The sequence below is a fragment of the Inhella sp. genome, from assembly GCF_041912635.1.
Lineage (GTDB): Bacteria > Pseudomonadota > Gammaproteobacteria > Burkholderiales > Burkholderiaceae_C > Inhella.
Genome location: NZ_JAYRMO010000004.1, coordinates 120,616 through 145,883 on the forward strand (window position 1 = coordinate 120,616; position 25,268 = coordinate 145,883).

22 protein-coding genes are annotated in these 25,268 nt (G+C 68.8%); 5 read left to right on the forward strand and 17 right to left on the reverse strand.

Going from position 1 to position 25,268, the window contains the following annotated elements; genetic code table 11:
• Positions 1-90: 90 nt before the first annotated feature.
• The 3 genes from phbB to phaC are packed head-to-tail and all read right to left on the reverse strand — an operon-like array spanning position 91 to position 3,622.
• Positions 91-828: an acetoacetyl-CoA reductase gene (gene phbB, locus ACE3QP_RS03580; RefSeq protein ID WP_374433596.1), complete on the reverse strand. Its 738-nt coding sequence runs from the start codon at positions 826-828 to the stop codon at positions 91-93.
• A gap of 27 nt (positions 829-855) precedes the next feature.
• A complete protein-coding gene (locus ACE3QP_RS03585; RefSeq protein WP_374433597.1) occupies positions 856-2,031 on the reverse strand; it encodes an acetyl-CoA C-acetyltransferase in 1,176 nt (391 codons plus the stop codon).
• Positions 2,032-2,041: 10 nt separating this feature from the next.
• Positions 2,042-3,622, reverse strand: coding sequence for a class I poly(R)-hydroxyalkanoic acid synthase (gene phaC, locus ACE3QP_RS03590; RefSeq protein WP_374433704.1), 1,581 nt, complete (start codon positions 3,620-3,622; stop codon positions 2,042-2,044).
• Between the two features lie 172 nt (positions 3,623-3,794).
• On the opposite strand from phaC, the gene ACE3QP_RS03595 reads away from it, so the two are divergent.
• On the forward strand, positions 3,795-4,037 hold the full coding sequence (locus tag ACE3QP_RS03595) for a hypothetical protein (protein ID WP_374433598.1): 243 nt from the start codon (positions 3,795-3,797) through the stop codon (positions 4,035-4,037).
• On the opposite strand, the gene pgeF is transcribed toward ACE3QP_RS03595, so the two are convergent.
• The 3 genes from pgeF to ACE3QP_RS03610 are packed head-to-tail and all read right to left on the reverse strand — an operon-like array spanning position 3,966 to position 8,292.
• A complete protein-coding gene (gene pgeF, locus ACE3QP_RS03600) occupies positions 3,966-4,709 on the reverse strand; it encodes a peptidoglycan editing factor PgeF (RefSeq protein WP_374433599.1) in 744 nt (247 codons plus the stop codon). The genes ACE3QP_RS03595 and pgeF overlap by 72 nt on opposite strands.
• 4 nt (positions 4,710-4,713) lie before the next feature.
• Positions 4,714-5,352: a maleylacetoacetate isomerase gene (gene maiA / locus ACE3QP_RS03605; RefSeq protein WP_374433600.1), complete on the reverse strand. Its 639-nt coding sequence runs from the start codon at positions 5,350-5,352 to the stop codon at positions 4,714-4,716.
• Positions 5,353-5,367: 15 nt separating this feature from the next.
• On the reverse strand, positions 5,368-8,292 hold the full coding sequence (locus tag ACE3QP_RS03610) for a M10 family metallopeptidase C-terminal domain-containing protein (RefSeq protein ID WP_374433601.1): 2,925 nt from the start codon (positions 8,290-8,292) through the stop codon (positions 5,368-5,370).
• 110 nt (positions 8,293-8,402) lie between these two features.
• On the opposite strand from ACE3QP_RS03610, the gene ACE3QP_RS03615 reads away from it, so the two are divergent.
• Positions 8,403-8,939: an NUDIX hydrolase gene (locus ACE3QP_RS03615; RefSeq protein WP_374433602.1), complete on the forward strand. Its 537-nt coding sequence runs from the start codon at positions 8,403-8,405 to the stop codon at positions 8,937-8,939.
• 11 nt (positions 8,940-8,950) lie between these two features.
• Here ACE3QP_RS03615 and ACE3QP_RS03620 read toward each other — a convergent pair whose 3' ends face one another.
• The 5 genes from ACE3QP_RS03620 to ACE3QP_RS03640 all read right to left on the reverse strand — a co-directional run bounded on the left by ACE3QP_RS03620 (position 8,951) and on the right by ACE3QP_RS03640 (position 15,604).
• On the reverse strand, positions 8,951-10,777 hold the full coding sequence (locus tag ACE3QP_RS03620) for a hypothetical protein (RefSeq protein WP_374433603.1): 1,827 nt from the start codon (positions 10,775-10,777) through the stop codon (positions 8,951-8,953).
• An 86-nt stretch (positions 10,778-10,863) separates the two neighbouring features.
• Positions 10,864-11,646, reverse strand: a complete 783-nt coding sequence (gene ppk2 / locus ACE3QP_RS03625) for a polyphosphate kinase 2 (RefSeq protein WP_374433604.1) — start codon at positions 11,644-11,646, stop codon at positions 10,864-10,866.
• Between the two features lie 3 nt (positions 11,647-11,649).
• Positions 11,650-12,744 (reverse strand): N-ethylmaleimide reductase, encoded by a 1,095-nt coding sequence (nemA, locus tag ACE3QP_RS03630; RefSeq protein ID WP_374433605.1) that lies wholly within the window; start codon positions 12,742-12,744, stop codon positions 11,650-11,652.
• Positions 12,745-12,855: 111 nt separating this feature from the next.
• Positions 12,856-14,826 (reverse strand): LapD/MoxY N-terminal periplasmic domain-containing protein, encoded by a 1,971-nt coding sequence (locus ACE3QP_RS03635; RefSeq protein ID WP_374433606.1) that lies wholly within the window; start codon positions 14,824-14,826, stop codon positions 12,856-12,858.
• 142 nt (positions 14,827-14,968) lie between these two features.
• Positions 14,969-15,604 (reverse strand): transglutaminase-like cysteine peptidase, encoded by a 636-nt coding sequence (locus ACE3QP_RS03640; protein ID WP_374433609.1) that lies wholly within the window; start codon positions 15,602-15,604, stop codon positions 14,969-14,971.
• 119 nt (positions 15,605-15,723) lie between these two features.
• Between ACE3QP_RS03640 and ACE3QP_RS03645 the strand changes: the two genes are divergently transcribed.
• Positions 15,724-16,584, forward strand: coding sequence for an HDOD domain-containing protein (locus ACE3QP_RS03645; protein WP_374433610.1), 861 nt, complete (start codon positions 15,724-15,726; stop codon positions 16,582-16,584).
• Here ACE3QP_RS03645 and ACE3QP_RS03650 read toward each other — a convergent pair.
• The 4 genes from ACE3QP_RS03650 to ACE3QP_RS03665 all read right to left on the reverse strand — a co-directional run bounded on the left by ACE3QP_RS03650 (position 16,578) and on the right by ACE3QP_RS03665 (position 21,347).
• Entirely contained in the window at positions 16,578-17,696 is a 1,119-nt protein-coding gene (locus ACE3QP_RS03650) for a hypothetical protein (protein ID WP_374433612.1), read from the reverse strand. The genes ACE3QP_RS03645 and ACE3QP_RS03650 overlap by 7 nt on opposite strands.
• Before the next feature lie 62 nt (positions 17,697-17,758).
• The gene (locus tag ACE3QP_RS03655; RefSeq protein WP_374433614.1) at positions 17,759-19,342 is read right to left on the reverse strand and encodes an ABC transporter substrate-binding protein; all 1,584 of its coding nucleotides are present in this window, start codon (positions 19,340-19,342) and stop codon (positions 17,759-17,761) included.
• 15 nt (positions 19,343-19,357) lie between these two features.
• Positions 19,358-20,602: an HD-GYP domain-containing protein gene (locus ACE3QP_RS03660; protein ID WP_374433615.1), complete on the reverse strand. Its 1,245-nt coding sequence runs from the start codon at positions 20,600-20,602 to the stop codon at positions 19,358-19,360.
• A gap of 106 nt (positions 20,603-20,708) precedes the next feature.
• Entirely contained in the window at positions 20,709-21,347 is a 639-nt protein-coding gene (locus tag ACE3QP_RS03665) for a cytochrome c (protein ID WP_374433617.1), read from the reverse strand.
• 92 nt (positions 21,348-21,439) lie between these two features.
• Here ACE3QP_RS03665 and ACE3QP_RS03670 point away from each other — a divergent pair, with 92 nt between their 5' ends.
• Together ACE3QP_RS03670 and ACE3QP_RS03675 are read left to right on the forward strand one after the other, a co-directional pair.
• Complete coding sequence (locus tag ACE3QP_RS03670; RefSeq protein ID WP_374433618.1) at positions 21,440-22,285, forward strand: AAA family ATPase; 846 nt, start codon at positions 21,440-21,442, stop codon at positions 22,283-22,285.
• A complete protein-coding gene (locus ACE3QP_RS03675; RefSeq protein WP_374433706.1) occupies positions 22,282-22,872 on the forward strand; it encodes a GNAT family N-acetyltransferase in 591 nt (196 codons plus the stop codon). The genes ACE3QP_RS03670 and ACE3QP_RS03675 overlap by 4 nt, the downstream gene beginning before the upstream one ends.
• A gap of 1 nt (position 22,873) precedes the next feature.
• Here the strand turns inward: ACE3QP_RS03675 and ACE3QP_RS03680 are convergent, their stop codons facing one another.
• Positions 22,874-24,043: a diguanylate cyclase gene (locus tag ACE3QP_RS03680; protein ID WP_374433620.1), complete on the reverse strand. Its 1,170-nt coding sequence runs from the start codon at positions 24,041-24,043 to the stop codon at positions 22,874-22,876.
• Positions 24,043-25,212: a GGDEF domain-containing protein gene (locus tag ACE3QP_RS03685; RefSeq protein WP_374433621.1), complete on the reverse strand. Its 1,170-nt coding sequence runs from the start codon at positions 25,210-25,212 to the stop codon at positions 24,043-24,045. Before ACE3QP_RS03685 ends, ACE3QP_RS03680 begins: the two co-directional genes overlap by 1 nt.
• Positions 25,213-25,268 lie beyond the last annotated feature (56 nt).

Consider the following 25,268-nt stretch of genomic DNA (forward strand, 5'->3'; position numbering starts at 1 on the left):
GCTCTGGCAGCCCCCCAGCCACCCGCCGCGAAACGGCGGGTGTCCTTCGCAAGGCGTCGCAGAGCCCTCAGGGCTCTGCTCGGTCCTTGCTCAGCCCATGTGCAAGCCGCCGTTGCAGCTGAAGTCGGCGCCGGTGGTGAAACCGCTGTCCTCGCCGGCCAGCCAGCCGACGATGGAGCCGATCTCTTCCGGCGTGCCCAGGCGCTTGACCGGGATGGTGGCGACGATCTTCTCCAGCACCTCGGGCTTGATGGCGCGAACCATGTCGGTGCCGATGTAGCCGGGGCTGACGGTGTTCACCGTCACGCCCTTGTTGGCCATTTCCTGCGCCAGCGCCATGGTGAAGCCGTGCATGCCGGCCTTGGCGGCCGAGTAGTTCGTCTGACCGGCCTGGCCCTTCTCGCCGTTCACCGAGCTGATCTGGATGATGCGGCCCCAGCCCTTCTCGACCATGCCCGGCACCACCTGCTTGGTGACGTTGAACATCGAGTTCAGGTTGGTGTCGATGACGGCCTTCCAGTCTTCCGGCGTCATCTTCAGGAACATGCGGTCGCGCGTGATGCCGGCGTTGTTGACCAGCACGTCGATCACGCCATGCTCAGCCACCGCCTTGGTGAAGGCCTCGACGGTCGAGTCCCAATCGGCGACGTTGCCGACCGAGGCGTAGAAGGTGTAGCCCAGGGCCTTCTGCTCGTCCAGCCACTTGGTGAAATCACGGCTCGGGCCGCAACCGGCGATGACCTTGAAACCCTGCTTGTGCAGCTTCTGGCAGATGGCGGTGCCGATGCCACCCATGCCACCCGTTACGTACGCGACTTTCTGTGCCATTTCTTCGTCTCCTCTGGGTTGAAATTTTTAGCGCTCGACGCACAGGGCGACGCCCAGGCCGCCGCCGATGCACAGCGAGGCGATGCCCTTGTTGGCGTCACGGCGCTGCATCTCGTGCAGCAGGGTCACCAGGATGCGCGCGCCCGAAGCGCCGATTGGGTGGCCCAGCGCAATCGCGCCGCCGTTCACGTTGACCTTGCTGAGATCCCAGCCCATCTGGTTGTGCACCGCGCAGGCCTGGGCCGCAAAGGCCTCGTTGATTTCGAGCAGGTCCAGGTCCTGCGCCTTCCAGCCGGCGCGGGCCAGCGCCTTCTGGCTGGCGGGCACCGGGCCCATGCCCATCACGGCCGGGTCAATGCCGGCGCTGGCATAGCTGGCGATGCGGGCCAGCGGCATCAGGCCCAGCTGGTCGGCGCGCGCCGCGCTCATCAGCACCAGCGCGGCGGCGCCATCGTTGAGGCCCGAGGCATTGCCGGCCGTCACCGAGCCGGCCTTGTCGAAGGCGGGCTTGAGGCCGCTGAGCGCTTCGGCATTGGTCTTGCGGTTGATGTACTCGTCGGCATCGAATACCAGCGGGTCGCCCTTGCGCTGGGGAATCAGCACGGGTGCGATCTCGTCCTTGAACTTGCCGGCGTCCTGCGCGGCGGCCGCCTTCTGCTGGCTGGCCAGGGCCAGGGCGTCCTGCTGTTCGCGGGTGATGCCATGGGCCTTGGCGACGTTCTCGGCCGTGATACCCATGTGGTACTGGTTGTACACATCCCACAGGCCGTCGGTGATCATCGAATCGACCATGTTCCAGGCGCCCATGCGCTGGCCATCACGGCTGTTCAGCAGCACATGCGGGCTGGCGCTCATGTTCTCCTGGCCACCGGCCACGACGATCTCGGCGTCGCCGTCGCGGATGGCCTGCACGGCCAGCATCACGGCCTTCAGGCCCGAGCCGCAGACCTTGTTGATCGTCATCGCCGCCACCGCATGCGGCAGGCCGGCTTTGATGAGCGCCTGGCGCGCCGGGTTCTGGCCGCTGCCGGCTGTCAGCACCTGGCCCAGGATGACCTCGCTGACCTGGTCGCCGCTGAGCTTGGCGCGCTCCAGCGCCGCCTTGATGGCGATGGCGCCGAGCTCGGGCGCCGGCACCTTGGCGAGCGAGCCGCCGAACTTGCCGATCGCGGTGCGGGCGGCGGAAACGATCACGACATCCATCGATAACTCCTCAAGCAGGTTGTTTGACGTAGCGTCCAGGTGCCGATTCGATCGGCGAATACTTGCGGCTGCCTTGCGCCTTCGGCGCGGCCTTGAGCGCACCCCCATGGCCGCCCAGCCAGACCGACCAGTCGCGCCACCAGCTGCCGGGCGTTTCGGTGGCGGCCTGCAGCCAGGCCTGCGGGTCCTGCGGCAACTTGCCGTCCTTGCCGACCCAGAAGCTGCGCTTGTTCTTGCTGGCGGGGTTGATGACCCCGGCGATGTGGCCACTGGCACCGAGCACGAAGCGCTTCGGGCCCTTGAGCAGCTGGGTGCTGGCGTAGGCGGCTTCCCAGGGCACGATGTGGTCCTCGCGGCTGCCGTAGATGTAGACCGAGGCCTTGATGGCGCCGAGGTCCACCTTCTCGCCGCACACCGTCAGCTTGCCGGGCTGTTTGAGCTCGTTCTGCAGATAGGTGTGGCGCAGGTACCAGCAGTACAGCGGGCCGCTGAGATTGGTGCTGTCGCCGTTCCAGTACAGCAGGTCGAAGGCGGGCGGGGCCTCGCCCTTCAGGTAGTTGCCGACGACGTAGTTCCACACCAGGTCGTTGGGGCGCAGGAAGCTGAAGGTCTGCGCCAGCTCACTGCCCTTGAGCAGGCCAGGGCCCTTGGGGGACTCGGCGCCGATCGTCAGTTCGCGCAGCTTGACGGACTGCTCGTCGACAAAGATGTCCAGGATGCCGGTGTGCTCGAAATCGAGCAGCGTGGTCAACAGGGTCAGGCTGGCGGCGGGCTGCTGGCCGCGCGCGGCCAGCACGGCCAGCGCCGTAGCCAGGATGGTGCCGCCGACGCAGAAGCCCAGGGTGTTGAGCTGCTTGGTGCCGGCAATGGCCAGCACCACCTCGATGGCCTTGAGCGGCGCGTTTTCCACCAGCTCGTCCCAGGTCCAGGCGGCGCAGCTTTCGTCGGGGTTGCGCCAGCTCATCACGAAGGCACGGTGGCCGTTCTCCACCGCGTAGCGGATCAGCGAGTTCTCGGGTTGCAGGTCGAGGATGTAGAACTTGTTAATGAAGGGCGGCACGATCAGGAAGGGCTTCTCGTGCACTTCCTTCGTGAGCGGCTTGTACTCAAGCAGCTGGAAGTAGTCGTTCTCGAACACCACCGAACCCTCGCTGGTGGCGACGTTCTTGCCCACTTCAAAGGCGCTGTCGTCGGTCTGCGAGAGCTTGCCGCGGCGCACGTCGGCCCACAGCAGTTGCAGGCCCTTGGCGATGCTCTCGCCACCGGTTTCGAGCGCCAGGCGCTGAGCCTCGGGGTTCAGGGCCAGGTAATTGCTCGGCGCGGCGGCGTCGACCATCTGCTGCACGGCGAACTTGATGCGCGCGCGCGCCTTGGCGTCGCCCTGCACGGCCTCGGCCATTTCGCTCAGGGTGCGCGCGTTCAGCAGGTAGAGCTGGGCCAGGAAGTGGGCGCTCTGGTCCTCGCTCCAGGCCTTGTTGGCAAAGCGCCGGTCCTTCAGCGGGGCGGCCGCGGCGTCCTTCTGCAGGGCCTCGTTCCAGAGCGCCGTGGCTTGTTCCAGGTACTGGCTCTGCAAGCGGGTCCAGGCGTCCATCGGCAGCTCCACGCCGGCCCAGGGCTGCAGCGCGGCTGTGACGGATTCGAAGTCGGGAAGCTTGGGGAAAGGGGGCAGCTTGAAGGCGTCAGTCATGGAAGGGCGAAGATGCGGGCCGAGCACCCCAGCTTGCATCCTGGAGTGGCGCCTCTAGTCTCAGTGTTAACCCGCAATGTACCTTGTGCTATTTGCCTGGTTGTTCGTAACCGTCCTGATGGCGCTGGCCGAAGCCACGTCGCCGCAGGGCACGGTGCTGGGCGCCGTCATCACCCTGGTCTTCTACGGCCTGCTGCCCTGCGCACTGCTGGCTTACCTGCTGGGCACGCCGCAGCGTAAGCGCCGCTTACGACAGGCCGATGAAGGCGCCGAAGCGCCCGCTGCCAGCCCCGTCGCGCCGGAACGAGAAGAAGCGTGAGGGCGCGCTGACGGTGCAGGTGGGTTCCGCCCCCAGCACTTCCACGCCCAGCAAGGCCAGGCGCTGGCGTGCCAGGGCGTGCAGGTCGGCGCGCCAGTGCGGGCTGCCGTCCGCGCGCGGCTGGTAGCGAAAGCCCAGCCCGGCTGCACCCGGTTCCCGGCCGAAACCGCGCAGCACGTCTTCACCGACTTCGAAGGCATCGGGCCCGATGCAGGGGCCCAGCCAGGCGTGGAGGTGCGCGTCGGGCGCGTGCGCGCGCAGCGCGGCCGCGCTCTGCTCCAGCACCCCACCGGCCAGACCGCGCCAGCCGGCATGGGCCGCGGCCACCGCCAGGGCCAGGCCATCGGGCCGGCGGGCGACGAAGAGCACCGGCAGGCAATCGGCCACCAGCACGGCCAGCGCCACGCCGGGCTGTGCCGTCCAGGCCGCATCCGCCTCCGGGGCGGGCCCCGCGTGCGCGACGGCCGCCACCTGCACGCCATGCACCTGCTTCAGGTACTGCACCGGCCGGCCCAGCGCCGCGGCCACGCGGGCGCGGTTTTCGACCACGGCCTCGGGGCGGTCGCCCACGTGGTCGCCCAGGTTCAGGCTGGCAAAACCGGCGCTGCTGACGCCCCCCAGCCGGGTGCTCAGCGCGGCGAGAACCCCAGGGCCGAGGTTCAGTTGCAGCAAGCTCTCACTCGGCATCCGGCACGCGGCTCGGGTGCGTGTCGGCAAAAGCCGGCAACGCCATGCAGGCCTCGAACACCTCCATCACGGCGCTCAGGTGCTCGATGCGGGCCTCGAAGCGCTGGGCATTGAAGACCTGCGGCACCAGCACGCAATCCGCATAGCCGGGCGCATCGCCACAGCAGAAGCGACCCATGCGGCCCTCGGCCAGCAGGCGCTCGTTCACCACCGCCAGGCCCTGCTCCACCCAATGCCGGTACCAGCCGTTTTTGGCGTCCTCGCTCACCCCAAGCTCGTGCTTCAGGTGTTTGAGCACGCGCAGGTTGTTGAGCGGGTGGATCTCACAGGCGATGTCCAGCGCCAGCGAGCGCACATAGGCGCGCGCCAGTGGCTCGCTGGGCAGCAGCGGCGGCTCGGGGTGGGTCTCCTCCAGGAACTCCAGGATGGCGAGCGACTGGGTGACGCGCTCGCCGTCGGCCCACAGCGCCGGCAGCAGATGCGCCGGCCCCAGGCGCTCGTGCGCGAGCTGCTCGCCCTTGACGAGATGCACACCGTGGTAGTCGCAAGCCAGGCCCTTCAAGGCCAGCGCGGCGCGCACGCGCCAGCTGGCCGAGGAACGGAAGTAGGAATACAGCTCAAGCTTCATGGTCAAAGTCCAGACTCACGGTCCAACCGGCTCGAAAAACAGGCCATATTGAGCCAGGCCGACGAAGTCGATGTTCTCGAAATTGATGTCCTGGGTGGCCGCCAGCCAGGCCAGGTCCACCTGGCTGAAGCCGGGCTTGATCAGGCCGGCAAAGTAGTTCAGCTCGTCCTGCCCGGGGTGCACGCCCAGCAGGTTGAAGTACAGCAGGTCGACCAGCTCGTTGTTGCTGGGCGCGCGGCCGAAGCGGGCTTCGATGGCGAGCTGCATCAAGGCGTCGTCGCTCATGCCGCTGTCCAGCAGCGACAAGCCGATGCCGACGTACTCCGGTTCGTATACGGCCTCGGCGCCGAACACGGCGCCCAGGATCAGGGCGGTGATTCCCGCGTTGCCGTCCAGGTCAAGCGCCACATGGGCATCCGGGAAGGCCAGGCGCTCGATGTTCACCAGCGTGTCCGAGCCCTCGGCGTTGGTGGTGTCGCGCAGCAGCCAGCCCTGGTCGGTGATGAAGATCTCGAACAACTCGGCCGAGCCGCTGTACTTCGCGGTGTCGATGCCGGCGCCGCCGTCCAGCAGGTCCGCACCGCCGCTGCCGCGCAGGGTGTCGTTGCCGTCGCCGCCGTCCAGGGTGTCAGGCCCGCTGCCGCCCGCAAAGTTGTCATTGCCTGCGGTGCCGGTGAAGCGGGTGTTGAGCTGGGCGACGATGCGGTAGTTGCCGGAGCCCTGGTCGAAGTCGCTGGCGCTGAGCTGGTAATTGCCGGTGCTGGGCGCCTTGAAGACGATGAGGGCATTGCCCCCGATGCCGCTGTCGTCGTCGAAGGCCAGGGCGTGGCCGTTGGTGTCCAGCAGGGTCAGGTAGGGGTCGTCCAGGCCATCGCCGGCCGTGCGGTTCAGCTCGAAGGTGTAGGTCTGACCGGCCTGCAGGCTGATGAAGAAGTTGTCGGCATCGCTGGGCGCACCGATGCGCCCCCCCACCACATCGCCCACCGCCACGCGCCCCAGCGTGGCGCCGGAGCCCAGGTAATCGTCGCTGGGCACGCTGGCCGTCAAGGTGTAGCTGCCCTGCGCATCTGCGTAGTCATAGGCGGCCAGGAAGTAGGTGCCGGACTGGGTGGGGGTGAAGTAGATGACCGAGTTGAAATTGCCGCCGCTGTCGTCATCGAAGGTGATCAGATCGACCTCGGGCTGCATGCCGTACAGCATCAGGTAGGGGTCGACGGCGCTGGTGGCGGGTGCCGTCATGTCGAAGCGGTAAGTGACGCCGGAGCTCAGATCGACGCGGAACAGATCGCCATCGGTGCCGCTGTCGATGTTCGCCGTCACGCCTGGCGCACCGGGCACGATGCGGCCGGTGGTGCTGACGTCGAGCGGGTAGTCGTCTTGCACCGTGGCGGTGACGGTGCGGAAGTCCCAGTCGCTCAGGCCCGCGAGACCGGCGTAGTACACACCGGCAGCGTTGCGGAAGGCCGTGGCGCCGATGTTGACGATGTACTGCATGGAGGCAGCCAGATCGGTTTCGAGGTTCAGGGTGACCGTGCTGCCGCTGATCTGCACCTGGCGGCTGTCATTCGCGGCAACCTCGCGCAGCACGCTGCCATCGCCGCCCAGCAGGCGGATGGTGCCGGAGCCGGCCAGCACGGTCTCGCTGAAGCTCAGCACCAGGTTGGCACCGATGGGCACGTTGGCGCTGTCGTCGGCCGGCGTGCGGCTGAGCAGCACGGGTGCGCTGGGCTGCGGGTTGCCGCCGCCGCCCACCAGCTCGGACAGCGTGCGCGTGACGTCCAGAAACTGGAAGCGCTCGACACTGCTGCTGCGCACCACCAGGGCGCCGCTGCTCAGCGTCAGCAGGCTGCCACTGAGGCTGAAGCTGTAGGCAGACTGCGCCAGCGACAGCACCAGGGTGTCCGTGCCATCGCCGCCGTCGACGCGGTCGCTACCGCTGCCGGGCACCAGCACATCGTCGCCCTCGCGGCCCTCCAGTTCGTCGTCGCCGGCGCCGCCTTCGAGCCGGTTGGCCAGGCTGTTGCCGATCAGCACGTCGTTGGCGCTGCCGCCGATGGCGTTCTCGATCCAGGCGCTGTAGGCGATGCCGATGTTGTTCGTCATCGAATTGCCCGAGGAATAGGCCCCCGGTGTCAGGTCGATGCGGCTGGGCGTGCTCCAGCCCGAGAGGTCCAAGGTGTCGGTGCCGGCGCTGTCGTAGATCGTCAGGATCGGGTTGGCATTGCGCGCGAAGTCGAAGATCTGCGCCATCGCGCCGTCGACATTGCTGCGGAAGCCATAGGTGGTGTTGCCGGCACGCGTGTCAGTGGGCGTGCCGTACATCTGCTGGATGGCGGCCACGTCATTCACCATCGGCGTCTGCGGGTCGTGCACCTGGTTGCGGTTGTCGCCCCAGTCGGCCTGCGCGATGTCGGGCGAGTACTGCGAAGCCGCGTAGCGCGGGCCGAAGTAAGACATCACCGAGAGCACGATGCTGTCCTGGTAGGACGAGGGCGACCAGTTGCCGTTGCCGTTGTAGTTGCCCATATGGTCCAGGCCCAGCGCGTGGCCGATCTCATGGACGAAGGTCATGAACCCGTAGGCCCCCAGCACGGGATCGGTCAGGTCGCTCTCACCGGCGTTGAACCAGATGCTGCCGTTGGTCGGGTAGTAGGCATGAGCGAAACCGATGCCGGTGCTGGTGTAGCCGAACTCCAGCGCCGTGGAGCCGGCGCTGCCGAGCTGGAAATTGGCCGGGATCAGGTCATCCCAGGTATTCAGGGCCAGGCGCATCAGCGTCTGCTGGCTGCCATTGGTGGGCCGGAAGCCCGGCCCTTCCTCATCGGCGTACAAGCCGGAGACGCTGGTGGGGAAGGAATAGGTGATGGTTGAACCGGTCCACTTGCGCCCGCTGTTGAGCTGGGCGATGACTTGGGCCAGGGTCCACTGTGCGATGGCCATGGAAAGCTCCCTTGGAAAAACTGACCCGCATTGGAACCCGACTTGGCCGCGCTGGCATGGCCCGGAGGAGCCAGCGATCACCTGGGCCGCTGGGCGACACTTGCTCCCCCATGCATGTCACCCGCCGCTACCAGCACTGCGCCGCCTGCGGAGCGGCTGTGCAGTACCGCACCCCGCCCGAGGACAACCGCGAACGCGCCGTCTGCACGGATTGCGGCCAGATCCATTACGAGAACCCCACCAATGTGGTGGGCACCCTGCCCCTGGCGCCGGACGGCCGCGTGCTGCTGTGCCGCCGCGCCATCGAGCCGCAACGCGGGCGGTGGACGCTGCCGGCGGGCTTCATGGAGCTGGGCGAGAGCGTGGCCGAGGGGGCGCTGCGCGAAACGCTGGAGGAAGCCGGCGCGCGCGTGGAACTGCTGGGCCTGATGAGCCTGCTGAACGTGACCCGCATCGGCCAGGTGCATCTGTTCTACCGCGCCCGCCTGCTCGACCTGGACTTCGCACCCGGGCCGGAATCCCTGGAAGTGGCGCTGTTCCACTTCGCCGAAATCCCCTGGGACGAACTGGCCTTCCGCACCGTGCGCGCCACGCTGGAGCACCAGCGTGCCGGGCGCACGGAGCTGCTGATCGGCGATATCGATTGATCAGCGACTGATCAACGGATGGTCAAGGCCAACTCGGCCTCCGCACCCGTGCCACTGCGGCAGACCGCCCAGCGCTGGTGAGTGCCCGGCCCACTCAGGCCCACGCGTTTGCTGTGGCGCAGACCGCCCTGGCTGGCGCTGAAGGCATCCCAGAGCGCGCCAAAGGCATGGCCGGGCTGCGTGGCGAGGCGGCAGCTGGCGGCGGCGCTGCTGCTCAGTAGCAGTTCGGCAGCGTAGGGGCTGCTGCGCTTGATCTGCAGCAAGCCAAGCGTGAAGGGCTGGGACCAGGCCGGAATGACCAGGGCCAGCTCCTGCTCGGCGCCGCTGGCCTCGGCGCGGCAGCGGGCGTAGACGGTCTGTGCGGCCGCACTGCCCAGGCCGTGCAGGCGCGCGTGGCTCAGGCCGCCCTCCCCCGCCGTAAAGGCCAGACTGAGCGCCGAGAAAGAGGTGCCGGGCTGACTGGACAGTCGGCAAGCGGCCGCCTGATTGCTGCGCAAGCCCAGCTGCGCGCGCTGGGCGTCGATGCGCTGAACCATGGCCCCGCTGAGCTGCAAACCGGGGGATGGTGGCGCACTGCCCAGCAGGGTGGCGTTGAACTCGACCTGGAAGGCATGCACCGGGTCGGCCGCCCCCCAGCTGGAGGCGAACAGCATCAGGCTGTAGTCCTTGTTCGCCACCGCCTGCGGCTCGCCAAAGTAGCCGGCCGGCCCCCAGCGGTTGTGCGCCACATTGACGATGCGCGGGTTGGCGGCCAGCTGCACCAGCAGCAGCTTGTCGCGCAGGGGCTGCTGGTCCCAGGGGCAGGCCGCGCTGCCGTACTGGGTGCTGCAGGCATAGGTGCTGACCAGGGCCCAGCCGGGGCGCTGCTCGGAGCCGATGCCGCTGACATGCACGGCGGTGGCCGAGGCGTTGGCGCCATAGAGCCGGAACAGATTCGTGCGCTGGCCGTTGGCCAGCTCAACCATGGCCAGGTCGCCGCTCTGGTAGTCGGTGAACACCAGCACCTCAGCGCCGCTGGCGATCAGGGCCAGGTCGCTGTGTTCGCTGGTGCTGTGCAGCTGGCGGAAGCTCTGGAAGTCGGTGCTGTAGGCGCGCGTGCCGCGCGCGCCCACCCAGCTGGGCACGCAGTGCTGGCCCAGGGGGGAGGTGGAGATGTGGTCGGGCCGCTCGTCCACCGCCAGACTGCCGAGCAGGCGGTCGGCGCTCAGGTCGTAGGCAATCAGGCCCTGAATGGCGAAGTTCGCGTCCTCCACCTGCAGGCACCAGATGCGCCCGTCGTTCGAGGGCCGGCCCTCTTGCTTGGTCCACATGGAGGTGGCGCGCGGAAAGCGTTCGCGCACCCGCGCGCCCAGGTCGGCCAGCACAGTGCTCTGATCGGTGCGGATGTCGTATTCGTGGATGCGCAGACCCTGGCCGTAGTAGCCCAGGTGGCGGATCTTGTGCGGGTCGCTCGGGTGCCAGACCGGTTCCTGCGGTTCGGCCAGGCTCAGGGTCTTGCTGAAGCTCAGTGCACCGCTGGCGGCATCACGCGTGAACAGGCGCATCCAACCGTTCGAGCTCTGCATCAGCACCCGGCTCGAATCGGCATTGAAGGCCGGCTGGCGCGAATAGGCGTGGCGCACCCAGCTCGGCGGGTCGCGGTCATAGGCGATGGCCGCATCGCTGACGCGGCGCACGCGCGCACCGTAGGCCTCGTCCGCATAGGGCTGGTTCAGGGCCGGCAGCGGCCGCGCCAAGTAGGGCGCGCGGGCGTCCAGCCCTTCCACCAGTTGCGTCTGTGCCGCCACGCCTAGGCTGCCCGCCAACAGACCCAACAGCACCATCCACTTGATTGCCATACCAGCTCCCCGAGCCCCATCCCCGGGGCGAAGGCCGGCATTAAAGCCGCGCGCCAGCAGCTGCGCGCCGGCTTTTGCAAACCGTTTCAGAGCGGCCGCAGCTTGCCCTTGTAGCGCTCTTTCAGCGGCTCGCCGGCCAGGGGTGGGAACTCGATCAGATCATCCGGAATGGCGGTGTCGGGCAGCTGGTCGAGCAGGTGACGGATCAGCTTGAGCCGGCCGCGGCGCTGGTCATTGAAGTCCACCAGGGTCCAGGGCGCCTGTGCGGTGTGGCTGGCCTTGAGCATGGTCTCGCGCGCGGCGGTGTAGGCGGCGTATTTGTCGCGCGCCTGCAGGTCGATGGGGCTGAGCTTCCAGCGCTTCATCGGGTCGGCCAGGCGCTCGGCAAAGCGCTGCTCCTGCTGGGCCTGGTCCACGCACAACCAGTACTTGAAGAGCAGGATGCCGTCGTCCACCAGCAGCTGCTCGAAGCTGGGCACCTGCTTCAAGAAGGCCTTGGCCTGATCGGGCGAACAAAAGCCCATCACCGGCTCGACGCCGGCGCGGTTGTACCAACTGCGGTCCATCAGCACGATCTCGCCGGCCGCCGGCAGATGCGGCACATAGCGCTGGAAGTACCACTGGCTGCGCTCGCGCTCACTGGGCTTGCCCAGGGCCACCACATGGCATTGGCGCGGGTTGAGCGTGTCCGAGATCGCAGAGATCACCCCGCCCTTGCCCGCCGTGTCGCGGCCCTCGATCAGCACCAGCACACGCTTGCCGCTGTGCTGCACCCAGCGCGCCATGCGGTTCAGCTCCAGCTGCAGCGGGGCGAGCTTCTCCAGGTACTCGGCCTTGCCGATGCGGTCCTTCTTCGCGTCCTTGGCCATCGTTCACTCCAGCGTGGGGTAGTCGGTGTAGCCCTCGGCACCGCCACCGTAGAAGCTCTGCGGATTTGGTGTGTTCCAGGCCGCGCCCTGGCGGATGCGCAGCGGCAGATCCGGGTTGGCGATGAAGGGCCGCCCGAAGGCCACCGCGTCGATCAAGCCGGCTTCGATGCGCGCCACTGCATCGGCCACCTGGTAGTTCCCGGCCCCGACGATGACGCCGGAGAAGCGCGCACGCAAGCCCTGGCGGAACTCGGGCCGCAACTCGGGGCCGCCAGCCCAGTCGGGCTCTGACACATGCAGGTAGGCCAGACCGCGCCGGCCCAGCTGCTCCACCAGGTAGAGCGCGTTGCCCTCGGGGTCGTCGTCGGCCAGATCGGGGGCGGCCGGGCAGGGGTAGATGCGGATGCCCGTGCGTTCGGGCGCCCATTCGGCGCAGACGGCATCGACCACCTGCAGGCACAGGCGCGCGCGGTTCTCGATCGTGCCGCCGTATTCGTCCTGGCGCTGGTTGCTGGCCGCGGCCAGGAACTGCTGCAGCAGGTAGCCATGCGCCGCGTGAATCTCCACGCCATCGAAGCCGGCCGCGCGGGCGCGGCGCGTGGCCATGGCATAGCTGTCCACCAGGCCGGGCAGCTCGCAGCGCTCGAGCGCCCGTGGCGTGCTGCAGGCCTCGCGGTAGACCTCGCCACTGGCGTGCCTCAGGCTGGTGCGCGCCTGCGCCGCGATGGCGGAAGCCGACACCGGCGCCAGCCCGCCCGGCTGCAGACTGGCGTGAGAGATGCGCCCGACATGCCAGAGCTGGCAGACGATGCGCCCGCCGGCCTGGTGCACGGCCTCGATGACGGGCTTCCAGGCCTCGACCTGCTCGTCCGAGTAGATGCCCGGCGCCCCGGCATAGCCCTTGGCCTGCGGGCTGATGTGCGTGGCTTCCGAAACGATCAGGCCGGCGCCGGCGCGCTGGCGGTAGTACAGCGGCGCCAGCGGCCCCGGCAGATCGCCGGGCTCGATCGAGCGCAGGCGCGTCAGCGGGGCCATCCAGATGCGGTTGGCGCAATCCAGCGCGCCAGCGCGCAGGGGGGAGAACAAGGCTTCAATCACGAGATGTACTCAGCTATTGGCAATACGCACAGATGCTGCCACCAAGGGGCCGCCGCAGAACCGGCTTTGCCGGGCCGCTGGCGGCGCCCCCTGGGGGGAGGCGCGGGGGGGCTACCTGACTTGGTGGCCGGTGGCCCAGGGGCCGGTGAGTCCGTTCAATCCGCAATCCAGCAAGGCCTGCGCATCGCGCGGGTCATCCACGCCCTCGCCCAGCACCTGCAGCTGCAGGCTGTGCAGGAAGATGACCAGGCTGCGCACGAAGCCGGCGCGGCTGGCGTCCTCGTGCACGCCGACGAGGATGGCGCGGTCCAGCTTCACATAGTCCAGGCCCAGCTCGTACAGACGCTCGATACGCTGCAGCTGGGCGCCGGCATGCTCCAGGCCCACGCGCACGCCCAGCGGGTGCAGGCTGCGCGAGAGCTCGCGCAGCAGCTCGAAGCTCTTGGGCTGGGCGGCCGAGACATCGAACTCCAGCGCGATCTGACGCGCCGCCAAGGCCTGGCTGCGCAGCAGGTCACGCAAGCGGCCCACAAAGTCCTGCGCCAGCAATGAGGCCGGGGCGAGGTTGAGCGCGCGCATCTGGCCGTCGTCGCGCACCAGCTGCAGGGCGGCGGCCACGGCGGCCAGGTCCACCTCGGCCGTCAGCTGGGTGCGCAGGGCCAGGGGCAGCCAGGTTTGGGCATTGACGAAATCGGGCGTGCTGCCGCTGCGCTCGGCCAGGCCCAGGTGCAGCGGGCATTCCCAGTGCAACAGATGGCCGTCGCGGTCCAGCACCGGGTACTGCAGCAGGCGCGTGTGCCCCTGCGCCAGCGCGGCCTCGATCTGCGCGCGCCAGGCACGCTCGCCGCTGGGCAGCACAGGGGCATCGGCACGCGCGGGCACCTGGCGCAGCGAAATACCAATCGTCTGACCGGCTGCGGCTTGGCCCTCGGCCTGGGCCAGGGCTTCGTCGGCCTGGGCGAACCACTGCGAGAGCGCCTGCTCTCGCGCAAGCTCGGCGCCGCCCAGGGCCAGGCGCAGCACGCCGTTGCCGCCCTGCCCGCCGCCCTGCTGCAAGGCCAGCTTGAGCGTGTCCGCCAAGGCCTGGGCGCTCTCCTCCAACACGGCGGGCGCGGGTAGCCACAGTGCGAAATCAGCGCCGTTCAAGCGCCCAGCCAGACTACCCGGCACGCGCTCGGTGTACTGCTGCAGCGCGTGGCCCAGCAGGGCCAGTACCTCGTCGGTGGCCTCGCGGCCGAGCACGCGGTTCACGCCGGCCAGGTCCTGCAGGCGCAGCAGCAGCAGGCCGGCGCGCTCGGGCAGGTCGTCGCGCGCCAGCGCCGAAGCCAGCTCGGCCAGGAAGTGCTTGCGCAGCGACAGCCCGGTGAGCGCATCGCAGTGCGCCTGCTGGCGCAGCAGGCCAAGCTGCTCGGTCTGCGCCTCGAACATGCGCTTGATGCGTTGCACCATGGCGTTCAGCGCGTCGGTGAGCGAACGCAGCTCGCTCACCTTCGAGGGCTCGACGGTGACGAACTGGCCCTCGGCCATGGCATCGGCCTGGGCCACCAGGGCATCCAGCGGGCGGCGGATGCGCCCCAGCACCGCTTGCGCCAGCGCCAGCGCCAGCAGGGTCAGCAGGGCCGACCAGGCGGCCGCGCGCAGCAGGCCGTCCCACAGCGCGTCGTAGGCATAGCCGAGCTGGCTGCGCAGTTCCACGCGGCCGATCGATTGCCAGCCGTTGCTGAGCTGGGCGATGCCGGGCTCGGCCTCGATGGGCAGGGCCTGGCGCAGCCAGGCCGGCGCACGGCCGCCGCTGGCCTGGGCCTCGCGGGCGAAGGCGGTCTTGCCATCGGCCTGCACCCAGCGCAGCTGCTGGTAATGGCCGGTGTCGAACTGGGCGCTCATCAGGAGCTCGATCAGCGCGGCGTCGCCACCCTGCTGCGACACCGCCAGCGCCAGCGACTGCGCGTTGTCCGCATTCTTGATACGGGCCTGATCCTGCAGCACCGCCCGCATCGAACCTACCGAGACCCCCAGGGCCCCCATCAGGCCGACCAGCAGCGCCAGCACGATCAACAGGCTGACCTGACGAATCAAACTCATGGAAATGCTCCTCGGCCCCGGCGTTTGCAGCCAGAGCGCGCATGCCACATCCCATCCAAGCGGTCACCGTGGAACCGGCTTTGCCGGGCCACTGGTGACGCTCCCTTGAGGGGGAGGCGCGAAGCGCTTCGGGGGTGGGCCATCAGAAACCTTGGGCCTTGGCGCGGGCCAGGGCGTCGCGCCAAAGGGACAAGCGCGTGAGCGGGTTGCCGGCGCCCTGCGCACCCACGCCCTGCCACAGGCCCTCGGCATTGAAGCTGAACACCGGCGCCAGATCGGGCCGCTCGCCGGCGCGCTTCAGCTCGGGGTCGATGTTGTCCAGGATCCAGGGCTCGCCCTGGGGCGTGGGGTACCAGGCCAGCACCATGTGCGCCTGCGGGCGGCCCAGGTACTGGGCGCGCACGTAGACCAGGCGCAGGCTGCTTTCGGGCAGGCCCTCGGCCAAGAGCGCGAAGTACTTGGCCATGGCCAGGTCCTCGCAGTCGCCGCGGCCCTTTTCGAACATCTCCAGCGGGCTGGCCCAGTAGTCCATCTGGCCCCAGATCTGCTGGTCGGTCTGCCACTGCACGCGCTGGTTGATGTAGTCGTTCACCTCGCGCACGCGCTGCGCCGGCGCCTGCGCCGGGCTGCGCTCGATCAGCTCCACCAGACCCTGCACCACCTTCTGCGCCGGTGGTGGCAGCTGCGCGGCCTGTTCCAGCAGGCGGGCACGTTCCCAGGCCAGCACCGGCAGGGCCAGGGCAAGCAGCAGAACTGGGAACAGGCGGCGGTCGATCACGGCAGCCGGCACTGTAGGTGCAGGGCTGCGCGCGCCCATGGCTGAAAAACCCTGGCGCAGCGCGAATTCCTGCGCTCTGGCCGCGGCCGGGCTGGGTGGACGCTGGGTATGCTTTCACGATGCAGATCGCCGCCGTCCAACAAGAGATCCAGACCGCCCGTGAGCGCGGCCCGCTGCGCGAGATCAAGATCCCGCCCTGCCCCGAGCACCTGCGCCGCCTGCGGGCCGCGCTGGCCCTGCCACAACCCGATCTGAACGAGGTGCAGGCCATTGCGGCCGAGGACGTGGCCATGTCCGCCACCCTGCTGCGCGTAGCCAACAGCCCGGTGCATCTTGGGGGTGGCAGCCCCTGTGTGAGCGTGGGCCAGGCGATGACACGCCTTGGACTCAACCTCACCGCCGAGCTGATGACGGGCTTTCTGGTGCGCAACGCCATTCCGGTCAACAGCCCGCACCTGGCGCGCTTCTGGGAGCGCAGCAGCCGGCGCGCCGCCGCCATGCGCCTGCTGGCGCCCAAGCTGCCGGGGCTGGACGCCGACCTGGCGAGCAGCTTCGGCCTCTTTCAGCATGTCGGCATGCCGGTGCTGCTGCAGTCGGTGCGCGGCTATGGCGCCACGCTGGTGGAAGGCGCGGCGCGCATCGACCGCCCCTTCGTCAAGACCGAGGACATCAACCACAAAATCAACCACGCCGTGGTGGGCGCCCTGGTGGTGCGCGCCTGGGGCCTGCCCCAACCCCTGATGGCCGCGGTGCGCCTGCACCACGATTTCACGGTTCTGACGGACCGCGAGATCGAACCCGGTGTGCCCTTGCTGGTGGCCGCCGGCCTGGTGGCCGAGCAGCTGATGCGCCGCACCGAAAGCCTGCCGCCGGATGCCGATTGGACCGCGCACGGCGAGGCCGTGCTGGATTGGCTGCACATCCACGCCACCGAGCTGGACGAGTGGGCCGACCAGCTGGCCGAGTTGGACGCCTACTGACGTCGGCGCGAAGCCGCGGCCAGCGGCGCCGCCCCCACCCAGGCCTGCCGAATGGCCGCACCGCAGGCCGATGAATCCGCACCCGCACCGCCCGCGTCAAAGCGCGCCAGCACGCCGTAGTGGCTGCGTTGGGCGTCGATCCAGGGGTAGAAGCCGAACGCACCCGCGCTGCTGAAGGCGCCATCGCCAGCCGGGTCGTCCTCGATCCAATGGCCCAGGCCGTAATGCCAGCTCTGCGTGGCCGGCACCGGGGTGTAGAGGGCCTGGCTGCAGCGTGCGGGGTTGGTGCACACGGCCTGAGCACCCAGCCAGGCACTCATGCGCAGCTGGCCACCCAGCAGCTTGCGCAGGAAGGTGGCGTAGTCGCGTGCCGTCATGCGCAGGCCACCGGCGGGCTGGGGCTGCAGATAGGCCAGGGCCACGTCCTGCCCCAGCAGGCGGCGCAGCTCGGCGGCCAGGCCGGCGTTGTCGAGTGCTCCCAGGCCCATGCTGGGCTGGTTGGCGTGCTTTTGCATGTGGCCGCCGCCGTAATAGAAGAAGCCCTCGTGGGCTGGCGTCTTGACGCCGTTGTTGTCGCGCGCCAGGCAGCTGGCCACCGTGTCCTGCGCCTGGCAGCCATTGGGCGGGAACTGGGTGTAGCCGCTGCGGAAATTGAGGAACTGGATGTCCTCGGCCGTCGGCTGGCCCGCACGGCGCTCCAGCACATAGGCGGCGTAGATCCATTTGCTGGACGAGGCAATCGGCAGCTGGCTGCCGGCCTCGATGCTCGGCAAGCCCACCGAGCCGCCGGCCAGACGCTGGCTGGCGTCGCCCATCTCCCAGTAGAAGGGCCGCACGGCCGTGCAGCGGGCATCGCTCTGGGCCGCCTGGCTGGCGGCCGCCACGCGCGCGGCCAGTTGGTTGGGCGGGCTGACCGGTGGCGGGCTCAGGGCCAGCAGGCTCAGGCGGCCATCGGCGTCCAGGCGCAGCAGGGCGTCTCGGTAGAGCTGCCCTTCCACCTCGACGGTGGGAATGCGCAGCTGCTGGGTGGCGGGGTCGAAGCGGGCCTGGGCCCCGACGCCGCCCGCGAGCAGGGTCAGGAGCACAGGAAACAGGCGGCGGCCGAAGCGCATGGCGGACTCCCAAAGGCAAGGGGCCCATTGGGCCCCTGCGCTGTTGCTGCTTTGTTGCCTGATTACTTCTGGGTCGGCACCGTCACCCAGGCCACTTCCAGCCAGTTGTCGGGCCGGTGCACGGCCTTCAGGCCGGCACGCGCCGCCCAGGGGATGACCTGGCGATGCAGCGGGATCAGATGGGTCTGAGCCCGGAACTCGGCCATGGCGGCGCGGATCAGCTGCTCGCGCTTCTTCACGTCCACCTCGACGGCGCTCTGCGCGGCGAGCTGATCGAACTTGTCGTTCTTCCAGTTGCCGTAGTTGTAGGCGCCGATGCCCTTCTCGCCGCGGTTGCGCAGCACCGGCGCGAAGATGGATTCGGCATCGGTGATGGCGCCGCCCCAGCCGTACAGGTAGAGGCTGGTGTCCAGCTTCTCCAGCTTAGGGAAGTAGAGCGAGCGCGGCATCGGGTTGACCTTGACCTTGATCTTCAGCTGCGCCCACATCGAGGCCAGGGTCAGGCAGATTTCCTCATCGTTGATGTAGCGGTTGTTCGGGCAATCGAGCGTCACTTCGAAGCCATCGGCGTAGCCGGCCTCGGCCATCAGCTTGCGCGCCTGGTTCAAGTCATAAGGCAGGCGGGTCTGCACGCTGGGGTCGTCGAAGCTGGCCTTGGGCGAGGGCGTAAGGCCCCCGGTGGGCGCTGCCAGGCCGTTCATCAACTTGACGCGGATGCCTTCGATGTCGATGGCGTGGTAGAGCGCCTGGCGCACGCGCAGGTCCTTGAAAGGGTTCTTGCCGTTGGCCGTCTTGCCGTAGAGCAGGCTGTCGCGCGCCTGGTCCATGCCGATGAAGACGAGGCGGTTCTCGGGCCCGTCGATGATCTGCAGGCCGGGCTGCTGGCGCAGGCGCGCGATGTCGCGAGGCGCGGGGTCGAGCACGAAGTCGAGCTCGCCCGAGATCAGCGCGGCCAGCCGGGTGCCGTCGTTGCCGATCGGCGTGAACACGATCTCCTGCACATTGCCCTCGAACTTGCCCCACCAGTTCGGGTTGCGCTTGTAGACGTTCTTCACGCCCGGCTGGCGGCTCACCAGCATGTAGGGCCCGGTGCCGTTGGCGTTCAGGCTGGCGTAGCTTTCTTCCTTGTTCTTGAAGTCGAGCGGCTTGGTGACGCGGTTCTTCTCGCTCCAGGCCTTGTTCATGATCCACAGCAGGTCCATGTGCTGCAGAAAGATCGGGTTGGGCTTGTCGAGCTTGAACTCGACCGTCAGATCGTCCACCCGGCGCGGCGTGCCCACGGCATTGGCGTATTGCACCAGCTGCGAAGTGGGTTCCTTGGCACGCTGGATGGAGAAGATCGCGTCCTCGGGCGTCAGCGGCGCGCCGTCGTGGAACTTCACGCCCGGGCGCAGCTTGAAGCGCCAGGTCAGCGGGTCGGGGTTGCTCCACTCGGTGGCCAGGCCGGGAACGATGGCCATGGTCTTGTCGCGATTGACGAGCTTTTCGTAGACCTGACCATTGATCATGTTGGTCATCGACTCGTTCTGCGAGTGCGGGTCGGCGGTCTGCAGGTCGCCCTGGCTGGCCCAGCGCAGGGTCTGCGCCTGGGCGCCAAAGGCAAGAAGGCCGGCGGCGGCCAGCGCCGTCAGGAAAGGCTTGATCATGGGCAGGGAAGCCGCTCAGCGCGGCTGGGTCCAGAGGTCATTGAGCTGGGTGAAGCCCCAGGCGTTCGGATCTTCGCGGCTGACGATCTTGTCGTTGGCCTGAGCGAGATCGAGGTCGGTGACGTCAATCGGCAGGTTCGACTTGGTCGAGAAGAACACGCGCACCTTGGGTGCGGTGAGTTTGCCGGGGTTCTGGTCAATCACCACCGCCAGCTTGCCCGATTGCAGCTTCACCAGCGTGCCCACCGGGTAGATGCCGATCGAAACCACGAAGGCCTGGAACACCTTGGGATCGAAATGGCCCTGCCACTGCGCCATGCGGGCGATCGAGGCCGCCGGGTCCCAGGGGGATTTGTAGGGGCGGTTCGAGGTGACGGCGTCGTACACATCGCAAACCGCGCCCATGCGCGAGAACAACGTGATCTGGTCGGCCTTGAGCCGGTGCGGGTAGCCGCCGCCGTCCATCTTTTCGTGGTGGTGCAGGCAGACGTCCAGCACGTTCTCGTCGAACGCGCCACTGGCCTTGAGCGCCTCGTAGCCGCGCGCCGGGTGGCTGCGCATGACGGCGAATTCGGGATCGGTGAGCGCGCCGGGTTTGTTGAGGATCTCCAGCGGCATCAGCATCTTGCCGACGTCGTGCAGCAGCCCGGCCAGGCCGGCGGCGCGCTGCTCGTCTTCCGAAAGCCCCAGCTGCTTGCCCAGCGCCACCATCATGGCGCAGACGGCCACCGAGTGCATGTAGGTGTAGTCGTCGCGCGTCTTCAGGCGCGCCAGGCTGATCAGCGCCGAAGGGTTGCGCCAGACCGAGCCGGTGATGTCCTCCACCACCGGCAGGCATTCCTCGCTCTTGATGGCGCGGCCCAGGCGGGCCTCGTTGAACATGTTGATGACCTGCTTCTTGGAGCGCTGCATCAGCTCGGCCGCCTGTTCCAGCTCGTCGGCAAAGCTGCAGGGCTTGGGGGGCGGCAGTTTGGCCGCCACGGGCGCGGACACCTTGGGCTGGGCGGGCGCCGGGGGCGGCGCGGCGGGCTGTTCAATGGCCGGCACTTCATCTGCAGTGGCCAGCGACTCCAGCACGTCCTTGCCCTTGACCACGTCAATCCAGATGAAGGGCACACCGGAACGCTTGAGCGCCTCCAGATCGCTCGTCTCCTTGAGCAGGAAGCGCGTCTTCCAGAAGGGATGCGACAGCCAGGAGCCCTCCATGGACTGGAGGAACATGCCCAGTTCGGCTTGGGACGTCGGGATTTTTTTCAGCATGGCGGGCGCCAAAAGTATCAGCGCATTCCGGCACCTGCCACCCCGGGCGATCCCGCAAAAGAAAAGGCCGCCCGCAGGCGGCCTTGTCAGCAGGGCGTCAGCTGAATCAACGTGTAGCCGACTGCGGCACGGTCTTCAGTTCGCCCGGCAGCGAGGCCAGGTAGGCAGCGATCTGCTTCAGCTCGGCCGGCTTCAGCTCTTTGATCTGGCCCTGCATGATGGCGTTGCCGCGGCCCCAAGTGGCCTTGCCCTCGGCCTGGTAGCTGCGCAGCGCCACATAGAGGAAATCGGCATGCTGCCCGGCCAGCTTGGGGTGGTTGCCGTCCAGGGTCTTGCTGAAGTTCGCGCCATGGCAGGCGGCGCAGGCCTGCAGCTTGGCGGCGATCGCCTCGGGTGCCGCGGCCACCGTGGCCGGGGCCGGCTCGCCCTTGCCCTGCTGCTCGTAGAAGGCGCCGATGTCCTTCATGTCCTGCTCGCTCAGCGAGCCTGCGATGCCACGCATCGTCGGGTGCTTGCGGTCCCCCTTGGCGTAGGCCTGCAGCGCCGCCACGATGTAACCGGCGTTCTGACCCGAGATCTTGGGCACGCGGTACACCTCAGGGAAGCTGGCGCGGTACTCGGGGATGCCATGGCAGCCGATGCACATGGCGATCTTTTTGGCGCCGGCGGCGGCGTCCTGGGCATGGGCCGGCAGGGCGGCGAGGGCGACGGAGGCGATCGCAAGGGCAGAGAGCAGCTGGCGCATGGTGTTCTTGAAGGAGGCGTCAGGAAATGGGGGCGCATTCTATGGGCTGGGCGGAACCGGCTTGACGCAGGTCAATTCCTATACTGCCCCGCATGAAATTCGAAGGCTCCGCCCACTACGTCGCCACCGACGACCTGAAGCTCGCGGTCAACGCCGCCATCACCCTGCAACGCCCGCTGCTTCTGAAGGGCGAACCCGGCACCGGCAAGACCCTGCTGGCCGAGGAAGTGGCCGGGGCGCTGGGCCTGCCGCTGCTGCAGTGGCATGTGAAGAGCACCACCAAGGCGCAGCAGGGCCTGTACGAGTACGACGCCGTCAGCCGGCTGCGCGACAGCCAGCTGGGCGACGAGAAGGTCAAGGACATCCACAACTACATCCTCAAGGGCGTGCTGTGGCAGGCCTTCGAGGCCGATGCGCCAGTGGCCCTGCTGATCGACGAGATCGACAAGGCCGACATCGAGTTCCCCAATGACCTGCTGCGCGAACTCGACCGCATGGAGTTCCACTGCTACGAGACGCGCCAGACCATCAAGGCCAAGCACCGGCCGCTGGTCTTCATCACCAGCAACAACGAGAAGGAGCTGCCGGACGCCTTTCTGCGCCGCTGCTTCTTCCACTACATCAAGTTCCCGGACGCCGAGACCATGCAGCGCATCGTCGACGTGCACTTCCCGAACCTGAAGAGCGAGCTGCTGGCCGCCGCGCTGAAAAGCTTCTACCAGGTGCGCAACCTGCCCGGCTTGAAGAAGAAGCCCTCGACCAGCGAGCTGCTGGACTGGCTGCGCCTGCTGCTGGCCGAGGACATCGATGCCAGCCAGCTCGGCGTCAGCGAAGCCGGCCCGACCCGCGTGCCGCCGCTGGCCGGCGCCTTGCTGAAGAACGAGCAGGACCTGACCCTGTTCGAGAAGTTGCTGCACATGCAACGTCACAACCGCTGATGCAGGTCGGACCCGTCGAACTGACCCAGGCGCCGGTGCGCCTGGTGCCACTGGGCCTGGACCATGAAGCTGGCCTGCTCGCCGCCGCCGCCGATGGCGAGCTGTGGAACCTGACCTTCACCTCGGTGCCCGAGCCGGATGACACGCGCGGCTACATCGAGCGCGCGCTGGCCCAGCAAGCCGCGGGCAACCGCCTGCCCTTCGCGGTGCTGGACAGTGCCAGCGGCCGCGTGCTGGGCAGCACCAGCTACCACGACATCGTGGCCGACCTGGACCGCCTGGAGATTGGCTACACCTGGTACGCACAGAGCTGCTGGCGCAGCGCCGTCAACACCACTGCCAAGCTGCTGCTGATGCAGCACGCCTTCGAGACCCTGGGCGCGGCCCTGGTGGGCTGGCGCACCGACATCCTGAACCTGCGCAGCCAGGCCGCCATCGAGCGCCTGGGCGCGCAGCGCGAGGGCGTGATCCGCCACGACCTGCGCCGCCGCGACGGCACGGTGCGCGACACCGTGCGCTACAGCCTGCTGGCCCGCGATTGGCCGGCCGCCAAGGCGCGGCTGCTGGAACGCCTGGCGCGCGCCTGAGTCAGGCGGCCAGCTCCACCCGGTTGCGCCCGGCGGCCTTGGCGCGGTAGAGCGCGGCATCCACCCGCGCAAGCAGGCTTTCCGCGCTGTCGTCGGCACGCGCCACCCCCACACCCAGGCTGATGCTCAGCGGCAGCGCGGTGGCGCCCAGGCGCAGCGGCTCGGCCGCCGCCGCCTGGCACTGGCGCTCGGCCACGGCGTGGGCGGTGGCGGCGTCCACATCGGGCAGCAGCAGCACGAATTCCTCACCGCCAAAGCGGGCCACCAGATCCACCGGCCGGGCCTGCGCGCGCAGCTGAGCGGCCAGATGGGCGAGCGCGCGATCGCCGATCGCATGACCCTGCTGGTCGTTGACGCGTTTGAAGTGGTCCACATCCGCCAGCGCCAGCGCAAAGCCGCCTTGGCCCGCACGCAGGCGGGCGAACAGGCGGGCCAGGTGTTCGTCGGCGGCGCGGCGGTTGGGCAGCAGGGTCAGCGCGTCCTGGCGCGAGAGCCGGTGCAGGCGACGCACCAGGCGCAGGGCCACGCACAGCGCCAGCACCAGGTGCATCACCAGGCCCAGGGTCATCATGATGACGAGCACCACGATGTTGGGCGGGGTGTCCACGTACAGTGGCTGCACGGCCTCGGGCGGCACCACCAGGGCCAGCAGAGCGCGCAGCAGGAACACCCCGGCCAGCGCTCGCAGCGGCCAGGTGACGAGGCGCACCGCGCCCTCGCCCAGCTCCTGGCGCACCGGCAGGCGCACGGTCTGCGCCAGGCGCAGCAGGCAGTACGCGTTCAACAGCGAGGCCGTGGCAATGCCCCAGAACAGCGGCGCACCCGCCAGATGCCCGCCCCAGGCGCTGGCCACGGCCAGCACGGCCACCAGCGCGTGCTCCCCGTCCTGCCGCGGCGCACGCAGCAGGATCTGCAGACCCAGGCGCAGCAGGATGAAAACGCCCGGCGCCATCATGTTGGTGAAGCTGTGGCTGAAGGCGGGGCCGAGGTTCTGGCCCAGCACCGTGCAGCCCACCACGCCGGCCGCCCAGAGTGCGCCGGCGGCCCAGTGCAGGGCCGGCACGCGCGGCACCACCTGCACGCGGGCAGACAGCCACCACATCAGCGCCGCCAGGCCCTGCTGCAAGACGATCACGCCCATCAGCAGCTCGGCCAGGCTGAGCCGCAGCATCAGGTGCGCGCCTCCTGCAGCGCGCCCAGCACCACCCGGTTGCGCCCGCTGCGCTTGGCCTCGTAGAGCGCGGCGTCGGCCGCGCTGATCAAGGGCCCGGAGGGGCCGGCCTGCACCGCCACCGCCACACCGATGCTGACGGTCAGCGCCAGCTCGCCCTCGTCCAGGCGCAGCGGGCTGTTCACCACCAGCGCGCGCAACTGCTCGGCGCGCTGACGCGCCTGCTCGGCGTCGGTATGGGCGAGCAGCAGCAGGAACTCCTCGCCCCCCAGGCGCACCACCACATCGCCGCTGCGCACGCTGCGCCGCATCAGCTCCGCCAGGTGCTGCAGGGCTTGATCGCCGACCGCGTGGCCATGCCGGTCGTTCACGTTCTTGAAATGGTCGGCGTCCACCGCCAGTGCGGCCAAGGGCAGGCGGTGGCGCAGGCTGGCCCAGCGCTCTTCTAGGCCGCGGCGGTTGCTCAGGCCCGTGAGCGGGTCCAGACGCGACAGCTGCTGCAGCTTGCCCACCAGGCGCAGCGCCACAGTGAGAGAGAGCATGACGTGGAACAGCACGCTCATGCTGAGGTAGGCCATCAGCAGCGCGATGTTGCTGGGGCTGTCAGCCGTCATCGGCTGCGCGAAATGCTCGGGCTGCAGCCAGGCTCCGAGCCCGCGGCCGCCGAACAGCAGGGCCATCAGCACCAGCGGCCAGCACACCAGGCGCGCGCCTCGCAGGCCCAGTTCGCGCCGCGCCGCGCCGTGCACGCAGGCCGCACCGCGCAGCAGGCAGGCGGCCGAAAGCAACGAGGCCTGCACATGCCACCAGCGCTCGCCCGCACCCAGCAGCGCGGCCAGCAGCGCGCCCCCCAGCGCCAGCAGCATGACGAGCAGGTGTTCCGCATCGCGCCGCGGCTGGCGGAACAGGATCTCCAAGCCCAGACGCGTGAGGATCAGCGCGCCAGGCAGCAGCAGCGCCGGCAGGCCAAAGCCGTACCAGCGGTCCTGGCTCTGCAGAACCGGCAGGGCAGCGCACACCGCCACCCACACCGAAGCAGCCACCCAGTGCAGCGAGGGCACGCGCGGCGCCACGCGCAGGCGCACGGCCAGCAGCCAGATGGCGGCGGCCAGCAATTGCTGGCCGGCCACCAGCACCAGCAGCAGTTCGGCGAAATTCAGGCGTGCCACGGCGCCAGCGTAGCCGCTCGCCAACCGGGGGTTTGCCCGAGGTTTTCCGAGGCCCG

Bases quoted from the DNA above. Each gene is read 5' to 3' on its own strand.
- phbB (WP_374433596.1), bottom strand. From the start codon at position 828: ATGGCACAGAAAGTCGCGTACGTAACGGGTGGCATGGGTGGCATCGGC.
- ACE3QP_RS03585 (WP_374433597.1), bottom strand. From the start codon at position 2,031: ATGGATGTCGTGATCGTTTCCGCCGCCCGCACCGCGATCGGCAAGTTC.
- phaC (WP_374433704.1), bottom strand. From the start codon at position 3,622: ATGGACGCCTGGACCCGCTTGCAGAGCCAGTACCTGGAACAAGCCACG.
- ACE3QP_RS03595 (WP_374433598.1), top strand. From the start codon at position 3,795: ATGTACCTTGTGCTATTTGCCTGGTTGTTCGTAACCGTCCTGATGGCG.
- maiA (WP_374433600.1), bottom strand. From the start codon at position 5,352: ATGAAGCTTGAGCTGTATTCCTACTTCCGTTCCTCGGCCAGCTGGCGC.
- ACE3QP_RS03610 (WP_374433601.1), bottom strand. From the start codon at position 8,292: ATGGCCATCGCACAGTGGACCCTGGCCCAAGTCATCGCCCAGCTCAAC.
- ACE3QP_RS03615 (WP_374433602.1), top strand. From the start codon at position 8,403: ATGCATGTCACCCGCCGCTACCAGCACTGCGCCGCCTGCGGAGCGGCT.
- ACE3QP_RS03620 (WP_374433603.1), bottom strand. From the start codon at position 10,777: ATGGCAATCAAGTGGATGGTGCTGTTGGGTCTGTTGGCGGGCAGCCTA.
- ppk2 (WP_374433604.1), bottom strand. From the start codon at position 11,646: ATGGCCAAGGACGCGAAGAAGGACCGCATCGGCAAGGCCGAGTACCTG.
- ACE3QP_RS03635 (WP_374433606.1), bottom strand. From the start codon at position 14,826: ATGAGTTTGATTCGTCAGGTCAGCCTGTTGATCGTGCTGGCGCTGCTG.
- ACE3QP_RS03645 (WP_374433610.1), top strand. From the start codon at position 15,724: ATGCAGATCGCCGCCGTCCAACAAGAGATCCAGACCGCCCGTGAGCGC.
- ACE3QP_RS03650 (WP_374433612.1), bottom strand. From the start codon at position 17,696: ATGCGCTTCGGCCGCCGCCTGTTTCCTGTGCTCCTGACCCTGCTCGCG.
- ACE3QP_RS03655 (WP_374433614.1), bottom strand. From the start codon at position 19,342: ATGATCAAGCCTTTCCTGACGGCGCTGGCCGCCGCCGGCCTTCTTGCC.
- ACE3QP_RS03660 (WP_374433615.1), bottom strand. From the start codon at position 20,602: ATGCTGAAAAAAATCCCGACGTCCCAAGCCGAACTGGGCATGTTCCTC.
- ACE3QP_RS03665 (WP_374433617.1), bottom strand. From the start codon at position 21,347: ATGCGCCAGCTGCTCTCTGCCCTTGCGATCGCCTCCGTCGCCCTCGCC.
- ACE3QP_RS03670 (WP_374433618.1), top strand. From the start codon at position 21,440: ATGAAATTCGAAGGCTCCGCCCACTACGTCGCCACCGACGACCTGAAG.
- ACE3QP_RS03680 (WP_374433620.1), bottom strand. From the start codon at position 24,043: ATGCTGCGGCTCAGCCTGGCCGAGCTGCTGATGGGCGTGATCGTCTTG.